The 19,838-nt window shown below is 48.8% G+C and carries 16 protein-coding genes; 8 read left to right on the top strand and 8 right to left on the bottom strand.

The window, feature by feature from the left end:
• The first annotated feature begins 13 nt into the window (after window positions 1–13).
• Both J3362_RS06650 and J3362_RS06645 read left to right on the top strand, forming a co-directional pair.
• Entirely contained in the window at window positions 14–922 is a 909-nt protein-coding gene (locus J3362_RS06650; RefSeq protein ID WP_349518742.1) for a helix-turn-helix transcriptional regulator, read from the top strand.
• Between the two features lie 140 nt (window positions 923–1,062).
• Window positions 1,063–2,340 carry a hypothetical protein gene (locus tag J3362_RS06645; protein ID WP_349518741.1) on the top strand — a complete coding sequence of 426 codons (1,278 nt, stop codon included), beginning with the start codon at window positions 1,063–1,065 and terminating at the stop codon, window positions 2,338–2,340.
• 685 nt (window positions 2,341–3,025) lie between these two features.
• On the opposite strand, the gene J3362_RS06640 is transcribed toward J3362_RS06645, so the two are convergent.
• From J3362_RS06640 to J3362_RS06605, 8 genes are all read right to left on the bottom strand, one after another.
• Entirely contained in the window at window positions 3,026–3,613 is a 588-nt protein-coding gene (locus tag J3362_RS06640; RefSeq protein ID WP_502882421.1) for an HNH endonuclease family protein, read from the bottom strand.
• Between the two features lie 187 nt (window positions 3,614–3,800).
• Window positions 3,801–6,713 (bottom strand): UvrD-helicase domain-containing protein, encoded by a 2,913-nt coding sequence (locus J3362_RS06635; protein WP_349518740.1) that lies wholly within the window; start codon window positions 6,711–6,713, stop codon window positions 3,801–3,803.
• Window positions 6,714–6,840: 127 nt separating this feature from the next.
• A complete protein-coding gene (locus J3362_RS06630) occupies window positions 6,841–7,977 on the bottom strand; it encodes a hypothetical protein (RefSeq protein ID WP_349518738.1) in 1,137 nt (378 codons plus the stop codon).
• A 39-nt stretch (window positions 7,978–8,016) separates the two neighbouring features.
• Window positions 8,017–8,994, bottom strand: coding sequence for a DNA-processing protein DprA (locus tag J3362_RS06625; protein WP_349518737.1), 978 nt, complete (start codon window positions 8,992–8,994; stop codon window positions 8,017–8,019).
• A gap of 338 nt (window positions 8,995–9,332) precedes the next feature.
• Entirely contained in the window at window positions 9,333–9,569 is a 237-nt protein-coding gene (locus tag J3362_RS06620; protein WP_349518735.1) for a type II toxin-antitoxin system Phd/YefM family antitoxin, read from the bottom strand.
• A gap of 89 nt (window positions 9,570–9,658) precedes the next feature.
• A complete protein-coding gene (locus J3362_RS06615) occupies window positions 9,659–10,813 on the bottom strand; it encodes a patatin-like phospholipase family protein (protein WP_349518734.1) in 1,155 nt (384 codons plus the stop codon).
• Between the two features lie 3 nt (window positions 10,814–10,816).
• Entirely contained in the window at window positions 10,817–11,755 is a 939-nt protein-coding gene (locus J3362_RS06610; protein WP_349518733.1) for a ComEC/Rec2 family competence protein, read from the bottom strand.
• A 65-nt stretch (window positions 11,756–11,820) separates the two neighbouring features.
• Complete coding sequence (locus J3362_RS06605) at window positions 11,821–12,462, bottom strand: hypothetical protein (RefSeq protein ID WP_349518732.1); 642 nt, start codon at window positions 12,460–12,462, stop codon at window positions 11,821–11,823.
• 361 nt (window positions 12,463–12,823) lie between these two features.
• Between J3362_RS06605 and J3362_RS06600 the strand changes: the two genes are divergently transcribed.
• The 6 genes from J3362_RS06600 (at window position 12,824) to J3362_RS06575 (ending at window position 19,517) form a co-directional block, all read left to right on the top strand.
• Complete coding sequence (locus J3362_RS06600; RefSeq protein ID WP_349518730.1) at window positions 12,824–13,090, top strand: type II toxin-antitoxin system Phd/YefM family antitoxin; 267 nt, start codon at window positions 12,824–12,826, stop codon at window positions 13,088–13,090.
• 881 nt (window positions 13,091–13,971) lie between these two features.
• Window positions 13,972–14,589, top strand: coding sequence for a TnsA endonuclease N-terminal domain-containing protein (locus J3362_RS06595; RefSeq protein ID WP_349518729.1), 618 nt, complete (start codon window positions 13,972–13,974; stop codon window positions 14,587–14,589).
• Window positions 14,589–16,595, top strand: coding sequence for a TnsB C-terminal domain-containing protein (locus J3362_RS06590; protein ID WP_349518727.1), 2,007 nt, complete (start codon window positions 14,589–14,591; stop codon window positions 16,593–16,595). Before J3362_RS06595 ends, J3362_RS06590 begins: the two co-directional genes overlap by 1 nt.
• Window positions 16,592–17,512, top strand: a complete 921-nt coding sequence (locus tag J3362_RS06585; RefSeq protein WP_349518725.1) for a TniB family NTP-binding protein — start codon at window positions 16,592–16,594, stop codon at window positions 17,510–17,512. Before J3362_RS06590 ends, J3362_RS06585 begins: the two co-directional genes overlap by 4 nt.
• Complete coding sequence (locus J3362_RS06580) at window positions 17,512–19,167, top strand: TniQ family protein (RefSeq protein WP_349518724.1); 1,656 nt, start codon at window positions 17,512–17,514, stop codon at window positions 19,165–19,167. Before J3362_RS06585 ends, J3362_RS06580 begins: the two co-directional genes overlap by 1 nt.
• A complete protein-coding gene (locus tag J3362_RS06575) occupies window positions 19,167–19,517 on the top strand; it encodes a hypothetical protein (RefSeq protein ID WP_349518723.1) in 351 nt (116 codons plus the stop codon). The genes J3362_RS06580 and J3362_RS06575 overlap by 1 nt, the downstream gene beginning before the upstream one ends.
• The last annotated feature ends 321 nt before the right edge of the window (window positions 19,518–19,838 follow it).

The following is a 19,838-nucleotide window of genomic DNA, read 5'->3' as shown; positions in this document are numbered from 1 at the left end:
GCAGAATGTCTACATGGAAAATTCGACGAATGAACCTCAGTCCGATGCACTCTCAGAGTTGACGCAGAAGCAGCTTGAGCGACTCTCGTACATAGACCTTCGCCTTTATTTTCTTGGGGACATCGGTCGCCAAGATCTAATGAAGCGCTTCGGTATAGCCCCTGCCATGGCAACCAGGGATTTCGGCCTTTATCGTGACCTCTTTCCCAAAAACATCAGTTTTGATGGACGGGAAAAATCCTATGTGACGGGCCCCCTCTTCAAGCCAGGCTTTCCTCATATCCCAGAGCGCGTATTGACTGCGTTGTCACAGGGATTCGGAGATGGCGCGAATCCAGCTGGTGAGGCACTGATCCGTTGCGAACTACCAACCGCGCTGAATAAGCCTGATCTGGACGTGCTAGCCCCCGTCACCCGAGGAATGCATAGGCGACAAGTCATTTCACTCAGGTACCATTCCCATACAAGCGGCCTTTCTCAGCGAGAAATAGTGCCATTCGCCATGGTGAATGACGGATTGCGCTGGCACGCTCGGGCTTTCGATAGAAAATCAGGAGAGTTCCGAGATTTCGTGTTTACGCGGATGGAGGGGACTAAAGTTGTTGAGAATTCGAAGATTGAGCGTCACGAGACTATGCCAGCTGATGATCAGTGGAACCGAATTGTAGATATAGACCTCATTCCTCACCCAGCGCAGAAATCACCGGATATTATTGAGCGTGACTTCGGAATGACGAATGGCGTGAAACACGTGAGAGTTCGAGCTGCTAATGCGGGCTACATACTGCGACACTGGCAAGTGGATTGCTCACCCGACCGCAGCCTAACCGGTCCAGAGTATATGCTCTGTTTGAAAGACCCTCTTGCGCTATACGGTGTGAAGAATGCCTTTTTAGCACCTGGATACCAGAGCCCGAACTGAACATATTGGCATTTAGTCACGAGCTTGCGCTCAGGTGTCCAAAGCATGGGAGCAATGCCTATCGCACGTATTCGAATCTCGAACTGCGATGCCTCTGAAAATCAAAGGAATTCCAGCAAAACTCTGAGATGGTGACACAGGTGAGTAAAGAGGACGTGAGTCGCGAAACCCTGTATGAGCAGGTTTGGCGGGAGCCCATGACTTCGCTCGGGAAAAAATATGGTGTGTCCTCGAGCTATTTGGCTCGCGTCTGCACAAGCCTTAATGTCCCGCGACCTGAGCGAGGCTACTGGAGTAAGTTGGCTGCGGGTCACAAAGTTCCGGTTTTTCCTCTCCCTGCGCCCACACCCGATCACGATCTGGTCTGGTGCCGCTCTGGAATCATCGATCCCACGAAAAACGTTGTTAAGCCAAAGCCACTCAAATCGCACAATCGTCGAACCAAGCGCCGTAGCCCAATTCGTGATGGGTCACCCCATCCACTCATAAGAAGTGCGAAGGATCTGTTTCTTCGGGGCCGTGAGACCGGCAACGGATATTTGAAACCGTTCAAGTGGAACCTGGTGGATATCATCACCTCAGAACAGAAGCTTGATAGGGCACTGTGTATCGCAAATACGTTGTTCCAGGAATTTGAAAATCGCGGTTGGGCGGTCAGGCTTGAGGCCTCGACCAAGCAGTTTCAAAGACCTCAGGTTGATGATCGACCTCAAGGTGGCAAAGACCGCTACGACGTTAACCATTGGTCACCTGGCCGCTCCACTCTCGTCTACCTCGAATCTGTTGTCATCGGGCTGACACTTATTGAGAACAGTCACGAAGTTGAAGTCGTTTACACGGACGGCAAACATGTTCCCGTCACTGACCTGAAAAAGTCGCAGCGATGGATGGCGTCTCGCTGGCCTAGCAAGCAAGACCGTCCATCTGGGCAATTCCGTCTGCGAGCTTACAGCCCTTATCTCAGAACCAGTTGGCAGAAGGAATGGACAATTCGAGATGCGCAAGATTTGAGCCGGTTCGCGAAAACTGTGGCACGAGAATTACGGAAAGCGACAACCGAGATTTCTGAAGAGTTCGCAGTGGCCTCGGAACAAATTCGCCGAGAGCGAGAAGAATGGGCGCGCCAACGAGAGAAGTGGCGAATAGAACAAGACAATAAGATCAGGCAGGAGGCTGTAACCGAAAGCACAAAAGCGCTCGAAGGGATCATTGCGGAATGGGGTCGATTCAAGAGGATCCATGAATTCTTCGACGAGCTGGAAACTGCGATTGGTCACTCCAGCGAAGAAGACAAAGCACTGCTGCATGAACGCTTGCGTTCGGCTCGCGCATTAGCGCGGATACCGGATGTATTAGAGGTCTTAAAGGCTTGGAAGACGCCCGAGGAGATCTACGATGCGAAAAAACCGCGTAATTAACGCGAATTTGAGTGACGTTCAGCCGAGGTACTTCCGAAAACGGAACCGTTGCCAAAAAAAGTAGCTCGGACTGTTAACCCGCAATGTGTGGCCTACAAAGTTTCTCACTATGAATACCCATTTTCGCCTATAGATGTCTCGATATTTGATGGTCACAGTCTTTGGACGGAGCCGGTCGCCAAATGCGCTGTTGCCAAGATCAACCAGTCCCGGTTTTACTGTGAACCCAGCTAAAGCCGGATTTTTCCAACTCTGGGTGGACCTAATACTGGGTCAGGGTCAGTAACCCATTGAACTAGATAACCTTTGGACCAACCATCTTCCATCTCTCCGTTATCGCCGTTGACTTTTCCTCGATCATAGCATATTTGGTTTGGAGCTGTAGCTGTTACCGATCGCCAGTACGTTTCGCAGAAGGACGGAGGATTACTCCGCGCACTGCATTCGAAGCGAACTGATGAGCCCGAAGAAATCCTTTTAGCGAGGTTCTTACCGTCGTTTCAACTGGAGTTATACGCGTTTTGAATTTTGACGTATAACTGGCTCCGTCGACCTAAGAAGCTCTGCCATATCAAGGCCGAAGCCGAGAAAACTCCCTGTGAACTCAACGTCGAGCTTCAAGTGATTTTTCCGTCTGTAGCAAGCTAGCAGACATCTCAAGAGGTGGATTCAGGGACGCATTGAACTAACACTCGCGTTCAAGAAGACGTCGAAGCTCCTCCTTTTGATTGTTCGATCCTGGTGCTGTGGAATCGAGACCATAAAGCTTGGTGATGCGCAAAAACCTTGCAATGTACTGGCATTTGCCCGTTGGTGGTAACCATTCCGTTGGTCCCCTAGCCCCTTTGCTGCGATTCAAGCGGGCTTCAACAGGCCAAAGATTGCGTGGGTCATTCGCAAAGGCCTCTCTTTTCCCATCTGGCCAATCTCGCGCGCCATGATCCCAAGCCCATCGGAGTGGAACAACATGGTCTATATCGATTGAAGAAGAATTTTGGATAACTTCTCCCGTGAAGGGGCTCACCCAGCGCCCTCTCACGACTCGGCAGCCATTGGAACTATCAAACATAACGGGCGTGCTCGAAGCTTCAATCAGTGCCTCAGCGCGACTGTCTTGGCAGTCGTTATCAGTATCGGACCAGCCGTGCCCGAAACGTTCCCTGGCATAAGTTTCAGCTCCATTGGGTGCGTGTTCATCTTTTCCCAGGTCAGATAACAGAGTTTCGGAGAGGCCCTTGGGTAACCGGCCTCCCGACTTAAGGCAGCTCTCCACTGAATCAAAGTCTTGAAAATCCGTCGTGCGCTCGTACCAGCGACTTTCGGGAGGATGGCAGAGTCCCGAACCTGACTTTTTCACGACCGAATTGCTGTATACGCCTTGTGTAAATGAAATTAAGCACACACCGAGAAAGCAGAGCACGGTATTCCTGGCATTAAACTTCAAAAGTCTCTTTTCCTTTTTATCGTTGTTGAGAAATTGCCGAGCGCGTTCCGTTATCGAGGCGTGGTGGGGTAACTCTATTCACTGTATGCGAGCAGCTCGGTCCGTCACTCCGATAGTTGCTGCATCCCCAAAAGTCTCCGTACCGGCCATGGCGTTTCTTCATTGGGGCACCACAGGTTGAACAGAGTGGCACCCACGAACCGCAGGCGTCATTGATACAAATTTTGAAACCACCCTGTTTTTTCATGGCACTTCCACATGAAGTGCAACCAGGTTCTGTATTCGAGCAGTGCGGGTAGTTTGAGCAGCCAAAGAACGCAGAGCTGGAAGAACTTCGTGGCACCATCGTCCCTGATTTGCAGAGAGAGCAAGACAATTCGGTTGCATGGATTTGATTGAGAGAGGTTGAGAACTCAGCGGTCTCTACCAGATAATTCTCGTTTAGAAGTTCCTTAATAAAGACTGAGGCGACGCTCATATCGGTGATCAGATAGGCTCGGTGACGGGCTCGCGTCAATGCTACGTAAAAGAGTCTGCGTTCTTCTGCGAAATCATATGGCTCGTCGGGCGGCAGCAATGCATTCAGCAATGGGTGCGTCTCTTTGGTGGAGGGAAAACCGTAATGGCCCTTATCGAGCCCTACTACGATCACAAAGTCTGCCTCTTTCCCTTTGGACGCATGAAAGGTTAAACGTTCGATGCTCAGCTTGGGAAATTTTCGCTCAAGTCCTCGGACGGCAGAGCTATCAGGTAGTCGAAACCAGAATCTCCCCAGAATATAAACTTTTGCTTTACTCTCCACCTGATCCGAGATTGCTTGACACACCTCGTCCAGTTCTGAATCTCGTCCGCGCTCAGCTTGTCCCCGTCGGAGTATCGACACCGCGTTTTGGGAAACAATTTTGTGGGTCCTCAGCTCCTTTTTGACCTGTGCCGGATTTTTCATGACAAATTTTGACGCGACGTCGCAAATTCGATTGTTAAACCGGAAGGTTTTGTCCAATGATGTCGTTCTAGTGGAACCAAACTCCTTTTCGAACCCTGTTGTCAGTGTTACGTCGCTGCCCGTAAATCGATAAATCGCCTGCCAATCATCACCAACGCAGAACACGGTACAGTTTTTGGTTTTATCCCTTAGCGCTTTTACCAGTCTCGCTCGTGGCCGTGATATATCTTGGAACTCATCCACCAAAATATAACGCCACGCGGGCGTAAAGCGTCCCGATTCGACATAATGAATTGCTCGACCGATCATGTCGTTGAAATCAATGCATTGATTTGATTCAAGATAGGTATTGTATTGATCCACAATAGGTTTCAGAAGGTCCATAGCCGCGTGAAACTGAGCTGGGTTTGGTGTGCGGCTGGCGCGTGCTCTCACCTCCTCCCATGTTTCGTGGCTACCTTTAAACGCTCCTACCAACTGGCTCATGAGACGAGAAAATTCATTGATCACCCCTCTTTCCCTGAGCGTGTTGAGAATCGCCTCATTGGGCAGAGGCTCAAATTTCACACCCAATACGGAGAGCTTCCGTTCAAGTTCACTCAGTAGGCACCCTTCACTTCTCTCGTAAGAAAAGGTTTCAACGAGCGTTGTCTGATGCTCTTTGTGTAATTCGCGTTTCCAGCGGATCCCCTCCAGGTAAAGCTCGGCATCAATATAGGGAGCTGTGGAACCATCGCGTCCTATTCCAAAGTGCTCAAGATAGATATCGTAGTCAGGCAGGTAAAAGTCCGGAAGATAGGACCGAAAGTCGGGTGTCCGAGTTGGCGCTGCCCTGTAAGGCGATTCGTACTGATATTCGACGCCCATTCGAAACAGCCAGTTCGCAATGAGTGCCTCTTCAAGGCTTTTGACGTTTTCGCCTTTCAGAGAATAGATTTTGTTGGCCCGAATGTATTCGAAATATTCGCCTTCATCAGCGAAGTCGAAACAGTTCTTTTCGGGGTAGAGATAGTCGGAAAAGTAGCGTACCACCTTCTCCTGATAGCCTTTATCCTCTAAGAGCGATTGGAGCCAATCATCGACAGTTTTTGCCAGCAAATTTTCATCTTCAGATAGTTTACTTATCTGAGGTTTCCCGCCCTCGACTTCGCCGATAATTTTCAAGCCGAGGGAGTGAAAGGTGGCGGCTTTCACCTTGGCCCCTGGAATTTTTGCTGCGACCCGTTCTTCCATTTCCTCCGCTGCCCTGCGTCCAAAGGCCAGCATTAAAATATCGCTATCCTGGGCTCGTCTACTCTCCAAAAGATAGGCGGTTCGTCCAATCATAGTGCTGGTTTTGCCCGTCCCGGCACCAGCAAGAACCAGATTGTTATCCTCATCGATGACGCAAGCTTCCCTTTGCTTCTCCGTAAGAGGATTGGATTCAACAGCGTCAAATAAATCCCGGAATCTGGTGAGTTCATCGCGCAAGAAATTGTCTCTCGTGTGCTCGATGAGAACCGGGTCCGACTCGGCCCATTGCCGGAGCCTCTTATAGGGATGAACTAAATTTTCAGGGAAATCGATATCTTCAGGGGGAAGGATCAAGCGATGTCTTTGGGACTCTGCAAAGCGGGCTATTGCTGCTGCATGGGTTGATCGAAGATAGCCTGCTTTTTCGACGAGATCGTGGATTCGTTGGAGAGCTGCCGTTGCACGCACGCCATGCAACTCAAGGAGTCGGCTACAGAGGCTTTCTCTAAGCGCTCTGGTAGAGGCTTTGCTGAGCCAGCTAATGCTCTCTTTCTGATTATTGGCTGTGAATTCGAGTCTTGAGAAAAAAAGCCCTTTTCTGACAACCGGAGAAGAAGAAAAGGCTTCCCAGGGGACGCGACGAACAACGCCTTTTCCTGGCTCCAGGAAAAGGCCCTCGTCTGAAAGCTCTAATTTCAGAGGTGATCGCCCTAAGAGTCTCATGAACCACGATTGACGAAAAACGCTCATCAGACAGCCCCTTACCGAGAATCCTTAGCTCTGCACGCTTTGTTGAGCGGAGAACCTGAATCTAGATTGCGTGTCAATGCAACCACCACGGGGATTGGTCGGTGAGAAATCACCACTCCATTCCAATTTAACCGAGGAGTCCTCTCAGCGATGCCTGCGCGGCATTATTCTCACTGCCCTCCAAAAACGGTTTGCCTTGGAGTACAGCATCCTCATTGCAATTGAGAGGTTTAAAGGGATCGCCTGTTATCTCAATTTGGAAGTCTCTCAATGCCCTCCCAAATTTTCCGAGAGAAACGCATATCACTGAATTTGCGCCTGCTTTGTGTAGCAAGCTTGAGGCGACACCGAATGACACCCCATAAGTTGTGCAGTCATCAACCAAAACCACATTCCGTCCCGAGATGTTTGGTGAGTAGACTGGGTTAATGTGAAGCGATTCAATCTGATCTTGCGGGTCAAGCCGATTGACACCTGCGCCTGCTGATGAGCGCTTTGTCGAAGGTTTGTGGCGTATGAAAAGAGGCTCCTCGCGCCTCGCCATTCGGACATTTGAGACCGTTGTCCTCAAGCGATGAGTGAAGTCACTCAGCACTTCGGTGTCGTTGTTACTGCTGTTAGACGACGGAAATACGCCCCAAAGCAGGCGTGGAAGGGTGCCAATGCCCTCGGCGAGCATTGACCTTGCTGTAATTGCAAGTAGCGCATTTAGCCGGGGGCCTCCGTTCTTTATTGTGTTAGTCAGATGAGCCCGGAATTGCTGTTGATCAAAGTCTTTACCATACGTGGACAGGTCGGACAAAGCGTGAACTGAGTATGACGAGCCTTCTCCACTAAACCACCATCTACCGTCCCATTCCGAAGTAAGGTGAAGAACTTCCCGGAGAGCAGATGGAGAATCCACTTGAATCCCCAAATCAGATACTCTAGGCGCAGTAGACCAGCCAGCCGCCACCAAGACCGCCTTGCCATTTTTCCCCATGGCGATGTCGTTCTCTGAAGCGGCAAGAACTAACGCGTCCTGGGGTGCCAACCCCTGTTTCTCTGCGGTCCTTTTGACGATTCCCCCATCTCTACGACCAATCGATTGCTGGAATTGAACACCCGTTCCATCAAACAACCCGTCGAACCAGTCCGGTTTCGGTCGATTTGAGGTTACTCCTACAATGTAGCCATTTTGAACTGCTTCTATCAGAACCTCAGCAATTGCCTTGTCAGCCTTTCCGTCAACCAACAATGCACTGGGGGAAGTTACGAGCAACATAAAATTCCTTTGAGTGTCATCCTTTAATGCAAATATTTTCTAAATATTGAGACTTTGCTGTTGAGGCTCTTGAGAAGAGTCGTTTGTTTCCAGAAGGGATGGGTCAAACATATCTGCAAGCGATGAGTTTTGCTTCGGCACCTCAAAAGATTTGGCTCCGCGTAATCGCTCGGAGAATGCCAACTCAGGGCGATTTAACGCTGTTCCAGGCAAAAAAACATTGACCACTTTCTTACCGTATTTGTAGGCGTACTCTACAGTGTGAGCAGTGCCGCTCTTGATTTTCCACTCCACGGGAACGATCAAGTCTGCCAGTGCTGCTTGAATCCGGTTGCGCCTTACAAAATTCTCGCCGGAGTACGTTTGCGAAGGCAGATATTCTGTGATTATTGTCCCTCTGTTCCTCAGGATTTCATCGCGTACTTCTTGTGACCCTTTGGGGTAGTCCAGGAATATGCCCGTCCCCAAAACAGCGACGGTTGATAAGCCGAACCTCAGTGATTCTCTGTGTGCAATCTGGTCGATACCGAAGGCGAGTCCAGAGACAACAGTAAACTCTGTATTCGCCAACAAGGCCAAGATATATCGAGCCAAAAACTCCCCATCCTGAGAGGGTTTTCGGGTCCCGACCACAGCAACTGAGCGACGATGAAGATTGTTGACCTCGCCCTGCACAAAAATCCATCGAGGCCCATCTTCAATTGCTCTCAGCTGGGGTGGAAACTCGTTCTGGTCCCTGAAGTATAAACGTACGCGCTCCTGACCTAAGTCCCTCGCAAGTTGAAGTCCAGCGTCCCAGACTCGACGCTGCCACTCCTCTGGCGTTTCATCATCTAACAAGTTGGATACTTTCAACTCTCTTTCGAGAACCGAAATGGGAGAATTTTTTAAGAAGTCCTTGAAACCGCCCTCGTTCAAGTCGAGGCGATACAGGGTCCAGTATCCAACGCCCTTAATCGTCGAAAGTGCCAGAAACGCCACGACCTCATTTCGCCAATATTCAGCATTTTGGTTCACGCTGGAAATTCCTAATCCATCACTTCGTTGGTGGCTAACGTTCAAAGGGTACTGTAATTCATGCACTTAAAGAAGAGCATTACATGAGGCTCTCTCAAACTGCTGCGGCGGGAGCCGTTCGGTCTGTCAGCAGGGGCAACAGCAAGAACAAAGTTTTCCCGGTTCTAGGCGGATGATAGACGCGCGCCAGGTGCAAACGCGGTAATAGGTCTGAGGCCAACACCGTGTTAAGAGGATGATTAGTTTTATTTAGTTGGTGGCTGGGATAGTGAATGTCCCCGACCACAAATCATGCATCGCGGCACTACAAACGCTGCGGCGAGGTTAAAAATTGACCATCAGTAGCGTTCTTCGTCGCGCAAGGCGCGGGAGGCCTCCGTAGCACTTTCTTTTCCGGGTGGAAGGGACGATCTCAATTCAGACCTATCAGGAAATACTACCGGTTCCGAGACAACGGAGGTGAGGCGAGCCACAGCTATTCCATGGCGCATGATGATAAATTCCTTCCCTGCCTCTACCTCGTCCAGCAAACTGGCGAGCTTTTGTCGCATGTAGCGTACATTGATAGTCTGCATCTTCATTCTTCAATGCTGTACCAGACATGAACATACATACAGTTCAACTCTGAGAGCAAGAGTTCTGTACGAATAATGACCAAAAAGCTCTACAACTCCGGCAGAGTCCCCTGTGGCAGTTCTTTGTCGTAGTATCCACGCAATGCTGCGTCAGCAAGGGCGTAGCCCCAATGAATCAGATTCTCAGTATCCGTTTCACTGAAGGGGCGGAGCTGTGTACCCAACGTCTGAAGCTTTTGAAAAGTAGGCGTGTATCGAACGAGTGTCGAATCGACCGGGTACTTGCCTATATCGACATCAATTCCCCAGTACGCGCCATTGTAACTGTCATCAGACATCAAATTTTTCATCAACCAACGTTTGCGCAAAGCCCTCTGCTGATAAATCATGATGTCTGTCATTCGCCTGAACTGTGAACCCCAATTTTTGCGCCAACCAATTCCTTTAAGGAATTTTCCCCAAAGTCCGCCTGATTGCTTCACCGGCGCTGCAAATGGAGCACCTGCGTCGCAAGAAAACACCGTGTCGTACTCTCGATCAGATCCGGTTTTCCAAAGCATCTCAAGACCAAGATTGTCGTAAAGGCCCCCATCGCATAGGTAAAGTTCCCTTTTGAGTTGCTCCATATCGTGAAGATCGGAATATTTAGTGTTCTCCCATATCCAGTCTTCGTTTTTTACAACGATCGGGGCGAAGAATGGAGGAAAACTACTGGAAATGCAGACGGCTTGAGCGACGGTCAGGCCGTGATTTACGACCTTCCCGAGACGCCAGTCCCTGAGACACTCTTTACTTATTCGGACACTGACGCCCGTGTCGTAGTTTGTCGCGTAAAACACGAACTGAGGTGCTCTCTCGTTGAGAATACTGTCGAGCCTGGTGTCACCGAATAGAAGCGACTCATATTGCTTCAAAAGTTGGTCCCCAACGCTACTGGTCGGCAAGATCATCCCTTTTATGGCTGACGGAATGTCGATGTTGTTCTGTGTGAATCGAATCAGTGGTTTCGCGATTACTGCTTGGAAATTCGTCGCTACTGATTTACTTCCTATTTCTTCAAAATCGAGATCGTCCCACCTCAAAGCAAGATAGCCCGCCGTAATTGCCCCACCGGAAACACTGGTGATTGTGTCAAGTCGGCGGAGCAACCCAGCATCATTAAAACGCCAGAGGCTGCCAAGACAGAACAGAGTTGCCCTATAACCGCCGCCTGAAAGCGCTAAACCAATTTTAAGTTCGTCCATGAATCACCTTCCGATGTCAGGCCAATGTCTTGTTTCAGGCCAAGCAGGCAGATAATTGGATAAGTCAATCTCTGTGTACAGAGGCTCTTGGTCAGAATGGCGGGCTTGATTACTCGGGATGTTTTGTCCTGGGAAAACTGCTATCACAGAAGGGTTCGGATGTCCGTAATGATTCTTTCCGTACGAAACCAACATCAATGAGTCCGCATCCATGTATATCCGGCAGCAAATTGTGAAGTCCCCCAACCCTTTTTTAGAGCCATGGTGAGGTGCAGAAAGTAGTGAAATTCTAGTACTCGGTAAGTGAGGTATTCGATGTAGCGGGCAGTCACCAGGAAGGACGACTTGCGACGACTCAGTTACTTGATAATTGTGAATCGTAACTGCCAGGCCGGTTGAATTTCGATCTTCATAGGGAATCTCCTTGTCGTGTCTACCACATTTCCTGATAAGAAGCGTGTGATCCCGAAGATTTACTCCAACAAGCTTCTCCTCATAATCCTCCGGCCACCTGAACGCATTTTCAAGCTCAGCAGAGAACTTAGCGGCCTGGGGCGAAATCCATTGGTTCGGAACAAGCCACATCGACTTTTTTGCATCGGTGTTTTTCTTTTTGGCAGACCAGTAATGATCTTTATCCCAATGGGAGAGAACGATAACGCTGTTACCAAATTCGTGGTCTATAGGCATTCGAAGTTTCGTGCGTTCAATTTTCTCTCGGTCCGGATGATCCATTACCCCTCCATAATCAACATACATTAGAGGGAACGAGGTGCCGTCTCTTGTGGCAACGATTGCGAAGCAGTCGCCTTGCCCCACGTCCACAAGCCTAATACCTGTAATGTGACCATCCGCCAGGTTCGTAGTGAGATGGTCATGCAGCTCACCGTCCAATTGCATTAAACATTCGAGCGAGGTGACGATGGTGTGGTGTCTCGGCATGATTTGGTTTTCTCCATGTTGTATGGAAAAGCACAATCCGGGGTAAGCTGCAAAATGTCCTGGGCCTAGACCTCTCTCGGCCGATTGGCAGGATGATTCGTGCCTGTCTCATTCCCAACACTGATCTCAAAAAAATTAATTCTGAGATTCTGGTAAGGTGTAAATTGATAATAAATTGGCTTATGAATATTAAAGTCAGCCTCTGCCAGATGGTCCAAGCTAAAAACGTTCCTTAATTTTGATAGCTCATTCCCTTCAACACGCCTTTCAAAAACAATCCAAACCTCCTCGATCCTTTCCAGCTCGTAGTCAGGCGACTGGAGGCCCGGAACACTGTCAGTTTCTTGCGAATCACAAATGCTGACCTCAAGCCAGGCGGTTTCAACCAACTCGTCGAAAAATGCCGAGTTATCGTCCTTATGAAGGGCCAACAAGAATACGGATAACTTATTTGGGTCCAAGGAATTGAGATGATCTTTGCGTTGCTCTCGATCTAATTGGGAATTGGAGTCACATGGGGTGTCAATCCATGTCAAAGATTCAAAATAAGGTTTTTCAATACCATCTAGCCACACCAGATGAGTCGGCTCTTGTCCTAAGTTTTTTCGATATAATTCAATGACTCTCCCTGCCTCACTGGATTCATCAGCGATAGAACTTGAAGCAGAAGCGTCCTCAACAAAAGCCAAAAATCGATGGGAAGTCATAAAATCTCACTCCCTGAGACGATATAACTCAACACTGCGAATGGAGAGTGGAACCAAAAGGTCCATGGGTACGGGTCAGTAGTCATTTTTAAACGTAGTCTGACTACTCATTATTTTCAATAATGCACACCCTCGGCCACGGTATGGCTTGAAATAATTATTCAGGTGTCGCTTGAACGAGTCATTGACGAAACACGGAACAGCTAGTTCCTTCGTAACAACTGCAATTGAGGAAGGCTAAGAGAACTCCGATGTGAGGCCCCGGTTTTGTGCTATACCCTTGAGATGAATTGCTTATGATGTGCCTCGCTGAGGCTTTCGGCTCAAATTGACATCCACTCGAAACCAGGAAGCCAGTTCAATGACCAAGCAGCAATCACAATCGCCCCTGTCGGTTCCGGAAACAGTGACAATTAGCGATCTACGTCGCAATCCGACACGCTGCTTCTCAGATGCGACGGTAGAGGTGACCTACAGAGGAGAAAAGGTAGGTTATTTGATGAGTTCAGAGCAGTTCGAAATCGGTCTGAAAATCCTTGCTCAAGTTGAGGATCCGGAAGTTCTTAAAGAAAAACTGGGACTTACTGACTCTTGGCTAAAAAGTGTGGGCGAGCCAGGCCAACCGTAAGTTGGCTCCGAGCTGAGACCGCCTAGGCCATCCGCATTGAGAGTGCTGCCAAGTTCAAAGTGAGCTTGGGGAATCTTTGCGAAACCGTAAGGCATTGAAATTAGATAACTCTGGGTCCAACCATTTCCTTCCCTCTCCCCGCGACGTCTATGAAATCTGGCCCCTGATCCTAGCGAGTCATGATTTTCAGTACCAGTGTATGCTAGAACGATAGCATGGGCAGTACCTCTGAATGAAGCAATCATCGCTCATGGATTATTCCGTCGGTCAATGCGAATCCGAGAGCTGTGTTTGAAGGTCGGCCATCACTTCTAATTCCTCTGGCGAGTGCCCTGCCCTAAGCGCGTAGATAGCTTCCGCTGGGGCAGTTACCTGCCTGCCTGGGCCTTTGCCTCGGTAAAGACGGTTCTTCCTCTGAAAAAAACCGATCCCTCAGTCATTGAGCCGAGGCTTGTGCAGCAATAAACGCCCGGTACCCACCTCCCTTTTAGATCCTGGACGAGGATTCCCCACAACAACGGCTTGTTGGTTAGCTCGCCGCCATACCCACAATCAATCGAAAACTAATTATCAATAACTGTGTCTGCTGCTAAATCCTGTTTCATTTCTCAGCTCACAAAAATTTTCTATGACTGATTCGATATCTGAACAATTTTTGTTATATCAAAACGTGATATCCAATAATTTGGTTATTATTAATTGGGTGGAAGTTTTCCTTTTGAAATTCATTTAGGTAGTCCAAAAACCATCGTACCTCATTAATATCAGAAAAATTAAATATCTGTTTTATATGCATTTTTTAGGGTTTGTTATTAGATTTTCTAGTATGGACGTCCCTGTTTTCTGCCGCTAGTCTTCTCCCAAATTCTGGAGAAAAAGACATGGCACGAAAAAATCTTGACCGCTTTTCACAGGTCAAACCAACAATCAACTTCTACTCGAAGAAGAACCGCTCATTGATGTTTTGCGAAAGTTACGTAGAGGTAGGCGCATTGCTGGAGTTGGAGTTCGATCCAACCATCTCACGATATGTGACCCAGCCTATTTCCTTTCAGCTGTATCGTGGCAAAAGAAAGACCAGGTATACACCTGACATTCTGGTTAAAGCACAAGACGGAAGTTTCTGGTACGAGGAGGTAAAGAGCGAGAACAAAGCAAAGTCGCCAAAATTCATCGAAGACCATCACTTCCATGCCTCGGCCCTTTTTGAGGGTACGGGTGTTCCCTTAAAGTTGAGAATCTCCGATGCACCCCACCGCTGCACTTACAGGCAAAATCTAAAGTACTTGTACCGGTTTCTGGAGCACGGATTCGATGATCAGGAACTAGATCTGTTTCAAGGCGTACGTCAACCGACTGCCTTGCAGAAAATTCACAGGCAATTGCTTTGTCGAGGTCTGAGTAAGGTCGCAGCGTTCGCTGCACTTGCGCAGGGTCTGCTGAGATTCGACAAAAAAGTTCGCGTAGATGATGACTCCATCGTCTGGAGGGGTCAGTGATGCAGAATTTTCTTCGACTTGGCTCGAACATCGTCTACGAAAACCGGAAGGCGACCATTGCATCAGAAGCCAGTAACGCCTTTCTCCTCCGATTCAAGGGTGGGGAAACGGAGTCGGTACCAAAATGCGCTATACAGACTGCGGTTAACCAAGGCCGACTTGTGCCGGATTTAGACCCACCCGGCTCAGACTCAACTGGTCTTCCATTTCTTTCAGAAAAACAAGTGCGTGAAATCGAGCGAAAGTTCGCCTATATCAAGCCTCTTCTTGATGTTGAATTTCCGAACAGCGAAAAGGAAAGACGGCGGGTCATTGAGATCGTTGCGAAGCAACGAGGTGATTCGTTGGCCAAAAGCGAAAAGGATGAAACATCGCGAGAGAAAGCGCCTTCGCTATCGCAAATTCGTCGTTGGCGACAACGCTTTGAGGAATCTGGGCGAAACCCACTGAGCCTAGTGCGCAAGCATGAGCACCGGAAGCGCACAAGCAAGGTCGCCGAAGTCTATCTGGAGTTAATGGATGAGATGATCGACGAGCACTACATGTGCCGAAACCACATGTCCATTACGGGTGCCTACGCTCAATTTTACGCTCGTTGCCTGTCCCGAAATTATGATCCCAAAACCATTCCGACGTACGAGACCTTTCGAAAGCGCGTAAAAACTATTCACCCGCTAGAGGTCTTGCAGTCGCAGGAGGGGGCCGCTGCGGCTCGGATGGCTGGACGCACGGTAAACGGTGTTTACATGCCGCGTAGACCTTTGGAACGCGTAGAACTCGATGCCGTTCATCTCAACTTGGGATTGCTGAATGAAAAAGGCGATTACATTGGGATGGTAGTGCTCTTCATCGCAATAGATGTCTATACGCGGTGTGTGCTTGGATACTCCTATAAAGTAAAGCCTAAGCCTTCAGAGGACGGAGAAACTGCCATTGAATGCCTGAAAATGGCAATGCGTTTCAAGCCAAAGAATAGCTTCCCTTTCCAGCTAGTTAATGAGTGGGAAATGAGCGGCAAAATTGACACCGTTGTCGTCGATCCAGGCACCGCTCTGATTGCGAAATCCATGACAATGTTCCTCGGGGGCCTTGGAGTGCATCGGGAAACTACTGCATCACGCAGCCCTTGGCGCAAACCCTTTATTGAACGGTTTTTCCGAACCCTTCGTGGCGAGTTGATGGAACTTCTTCCTGGATACGCTCGGAAAAGGACAGAAAAATATCTGGTCGACTATAAGCTCCCAAAAGACGCATGCATGACGGTTCAGGAATTCGAATACTGCTTGACGAGGTATATTGTCGACGTGTACCACCAGGCTCAGCATCGAGGACTCGGCGGCAAAACACCTCATGAAGCATGGCTTGAGGGGATTCAAGATCACGGCGCTCCGGAACTAGTCCACAACATGGACTTCTTGATGAACTTTGCTGCGAACCAACTCACGTACGCCGCCACAGTGAAGGATGGTGTCGGCATCAAAGAGGTCAAATATAACTCCCGGGAACTTCAAGACCTGATCCTACGGCTACAAAAACCTAATGGTAAATGTCGTGTCGATCTTCTGCGATGCACTCACGATATCTCAAAAATCCAGGTTTACGATCCATTTGAAAAAAAGTACATCGTCGTTCCATCGAAATTCCCAGCATTACGCGAAGGCACCAGCGAAGAGGAATACATGGCTGGAAAGAAAAAGGTGTCTTACGGCCCAAGAGTAAATGTCATTAATAACAATAACCCCGTTATCGCAGGGGCTAAAGACCGGCAAAAGAAAAGAAAAGCTGACAAAAAAGTGCGGAACCAGCCAGCACCCTCCGGACTTAAGACGCTATCTACGATGGAACTCAATGCCCAGCTAAACGAAGCGAACATCGATTTGAACCCGAAAGCCGCTGAAATGACTGAGGTATACCAACAGAGCACTGTATCTGCCCCCGAAGCGGAAACATCTTCGAAACCGAAGAAGTCCGGGAAGAAGCGTTTTAAAACCTGGAGCGCATCATGAATAGACCAAGACTGAAGCCTGAAACTGTTCACCTTCAAAACACGATCATTCTCCATCCGGATTTTGAGGTGGCAATGGATGCGCTGCGCATGTGCCATAAGACTTCCGGCTTTGACGCCAGAGGAACGGTTATCTACGGAGACCCAGGCGTTGGTAAAAGCACACTCTTGAAGGCCTACAAAAAGCAGTTTCCGGATGAAGAATTCCCCGACCGGACCACCAAGCCAATTGTGTACTTCAAAGGACGTTTCGGACGCGCGCCAACGACCAAGATGGTGCAACAGCGGGTATTGAGCACAATGGGGATACCCTACAAGGGCCGGGATACGGAAGCGGACCTCACGGATTCCTTAGCACAAAGCTTCAAAGATCTTGATGTTCAAATGGTATTACTTGATGAATTTCAAGACATTCTGAAGCGAAGTCGAGATTCAGAAGACATCATTCATTTCATCAAACAAATGATGGATGACACCAATGTGCCTTGGGTGCTCGCGGGCATTGAAGAAGTTTGTGACTTCATGGACCGATCCGATGATCAGATTCAGCGTCGATGGCACGGAGCGTACAGTCTTGATGCATTCTCTATCACCACGGATGACGAGATGGAGGATTTCGCTTGTTACATGGAATTGATAGAGGAAAACCTGCCGTTCCGTTGTCCATCGCTTCTGGAAAGAAACATGTTGCTTCGTATCTTTCTGGCTACAAAGGGGGTTCCGGGGCTAATTTCCGACCTGATGACAATGCTCGTAGAGTTTCATGATGGTAAGAGTGCGGTGACGTTAAAAGACTTCACTCGGGCACACAGATTAGCGAGGCAGGGAAGCCGCCGGATGAAAGGGTCCGCACCATTCGCAAGGGACCCTTTTGACCTGACGCCACAGGAATTACGACGCATTACGGGGGCGATGTGATGGATCCCATTCAAACCGTTCTACCTTACAGGCCACGTCCCCGCAGCGAGGAGGACATTCAAGGATTCACGTTGCGATTGGCTTCGTGGTACGGCTATAAGAACCATACCACGTTTGCTAAAAATGTCTTTGAGTGGACTCTTCCGAAATATTTGGACGCCGAGTCCACGTCTGGACAGCGTTGGCTGGAGCACTTAGAGGCTGCATTGCGAATCGGGCCGCATGAGCTTTCTCCAGGATGGGCCTCGTCTGCGGCAACGCAGTTTACGCTCGGCTCATCCAGGCTGATCCAGGATGTCAGAGTTCGTTCTCCTCGGCTGTGTGAGCATTGCGTAGCGCAACATGGTCGCTTCAACAAAGAATGGCAAATTGCACATCATCTCGCTTGTCCCGTGCACTACTCTCCTCTTCTAAATTGCTGTCCAAGTTGTCAGAGTCCTTTCGTGTGGGAAAGGTCTCTCTTTAAAGGCTGCAAAAAATGCGGGCACGAATGGCAAGCCAAGGAAACAAATTCGACAGCCGCATACGAGCTACTCGCAAATCTGCAATCCAGCATCTGCCCCGAATCTGTCTACCGAGCCTACTTGCATGCGATAAATCCAGAAGGTCATTCAATTTGGCTCCAAAAAAACATTAAATTCGATCCGAGAACTCATCATGATGTGATGCTAACTGCTTACGCTCTGGCTTCATCGCCGGAATTCAGTGAGAAGTTCTTGACGGATTTTTCAGTCGATAGTAATTCAAGCCAAACCGCTGTCGGGGAGCAGCTCGATCGATTGAGAAAGACTCGGATTCGCAACCTGTTAAATGAAGATGCAGCCGGTATTGAAAGTTCGATATTTCCAAGAACTGACTTCATGAGGCCTGATCCAGAGAAGCTTTGGGCCATGGTCCTTCCCAAATATCGCCGGTATCGCGACAACCGAACTATTAACGATCTGGCTGATAGTACTACTGCGAGCGAAGTGTTGGGTATCACGGTTCATGATCTCAATCGATTGGTCGATACTGGCATCATTGACTGTTTGGGAAACTCGACGGTGCTTCGAGACCGGGTATACAGCCTTGCAGCGTTAAATGCACAGGTTGAGCAATTCTTCAAAAAGGCGGAAAAACCGAAGGCCCCCTCTACTGGCCTCAGTCTGAACTCAACGCAGAAGGTGCTAAAACGATTCGGCTTTTCAATGATCGATGCAGTGATTTGGGCATTCGACGCAAAATTACCGTTCTGGATCGCTCCGTCGGTTAAAAATGACGGGGCACTGAAATGCGTGTACCTAGAACGGACCTCGCTTGTTCGAAGATGCGAAGAGGAATTCCACAATCGTAGTGATGATGAGGTGCTCACTCGACAACAGGTACGAGACATCACCTGCCTTTCAGACGATGCACTGCATCAGGTTTCTCAGATGGGGCTTCTGCCATCTAAGCGTTGGTCCGGTCATGGAGCACAATTTGAAATCAGGACGATCAAGAGTTTCCTCTCACGATTTCGGAGTACCAGGAGAGAAGCTGCGATCTTGGGAGTTCAATCCAAAGTCGTGAAATCAATTCATCCCGATCTTCTCGATGATCATCAAATTGTACATTTGAGTAAGGTGCTCCACTCCCGTCCTTCCCATTCGTCATCTTCACTGAGGAGTAATGCATAGTGGCAAATCATTGGCGCGACAAAAAAGTGGTGTCTCTGTCGGACTATCGTTCCAGACGATCCCTGTTTAATGCCGCAAAAGATTGGGTTCAGTCGCTGCCAAGTCCTTCTCAACAATTTCAATCACTAATTTTCGTCTACGATGAAAAGCTTGCCATTGAAGGTAGGCAGCTGTTGTTTGCCAACCTCGACCAAATGGCGAACAAGAACAGTCAGATTCTTGTGATCACAGATGTCGGGTATAGCCGGACGAGATTCTACGTAAACTTTGATGAGATCGGCGAGGGTTTGCAGGATGATCCAGGATACGATGACCTCATTGATACGTGGAGTACTTCACCCCTCAAATAAAATGCTGCCCATCATCGGCTTGCCCCAACTTGCTTCAGCGACCGCTTTAATTTCCGCATAATCAACTCGACACCACCACACCAATCCTGCCCAGCGATTTGCCGTTTTACTTCCATCAGACTTTCTACTAATCTGTTTTCAGGTTTTTCATATTTATCAGTATCTTGTATGCTTTATGACTTACGAACTTCCATCTTTAGCCTGCATTTTCTGAATACTTTCAAAATTACGTTGCAGTTTTTCTGTCAGTAAAATTGGAAGTTTTCGTAACCCTTTGAATTAGGAGAGCGGCGACTTTCAACTCAAAGTTTTTCCTACACG

This window comes from Marinobacter sp. NFXS11, assembly GCF_040148675.1.
Lineage (GTDB): Bacteria > Pseudomonadota > Gammaproteobacteria > Pseudomonadales > Oleiphilaceae > Marinobacter.
This window is presented reverse-complemented; position numbering and strand designations above follow the sequence as displayed.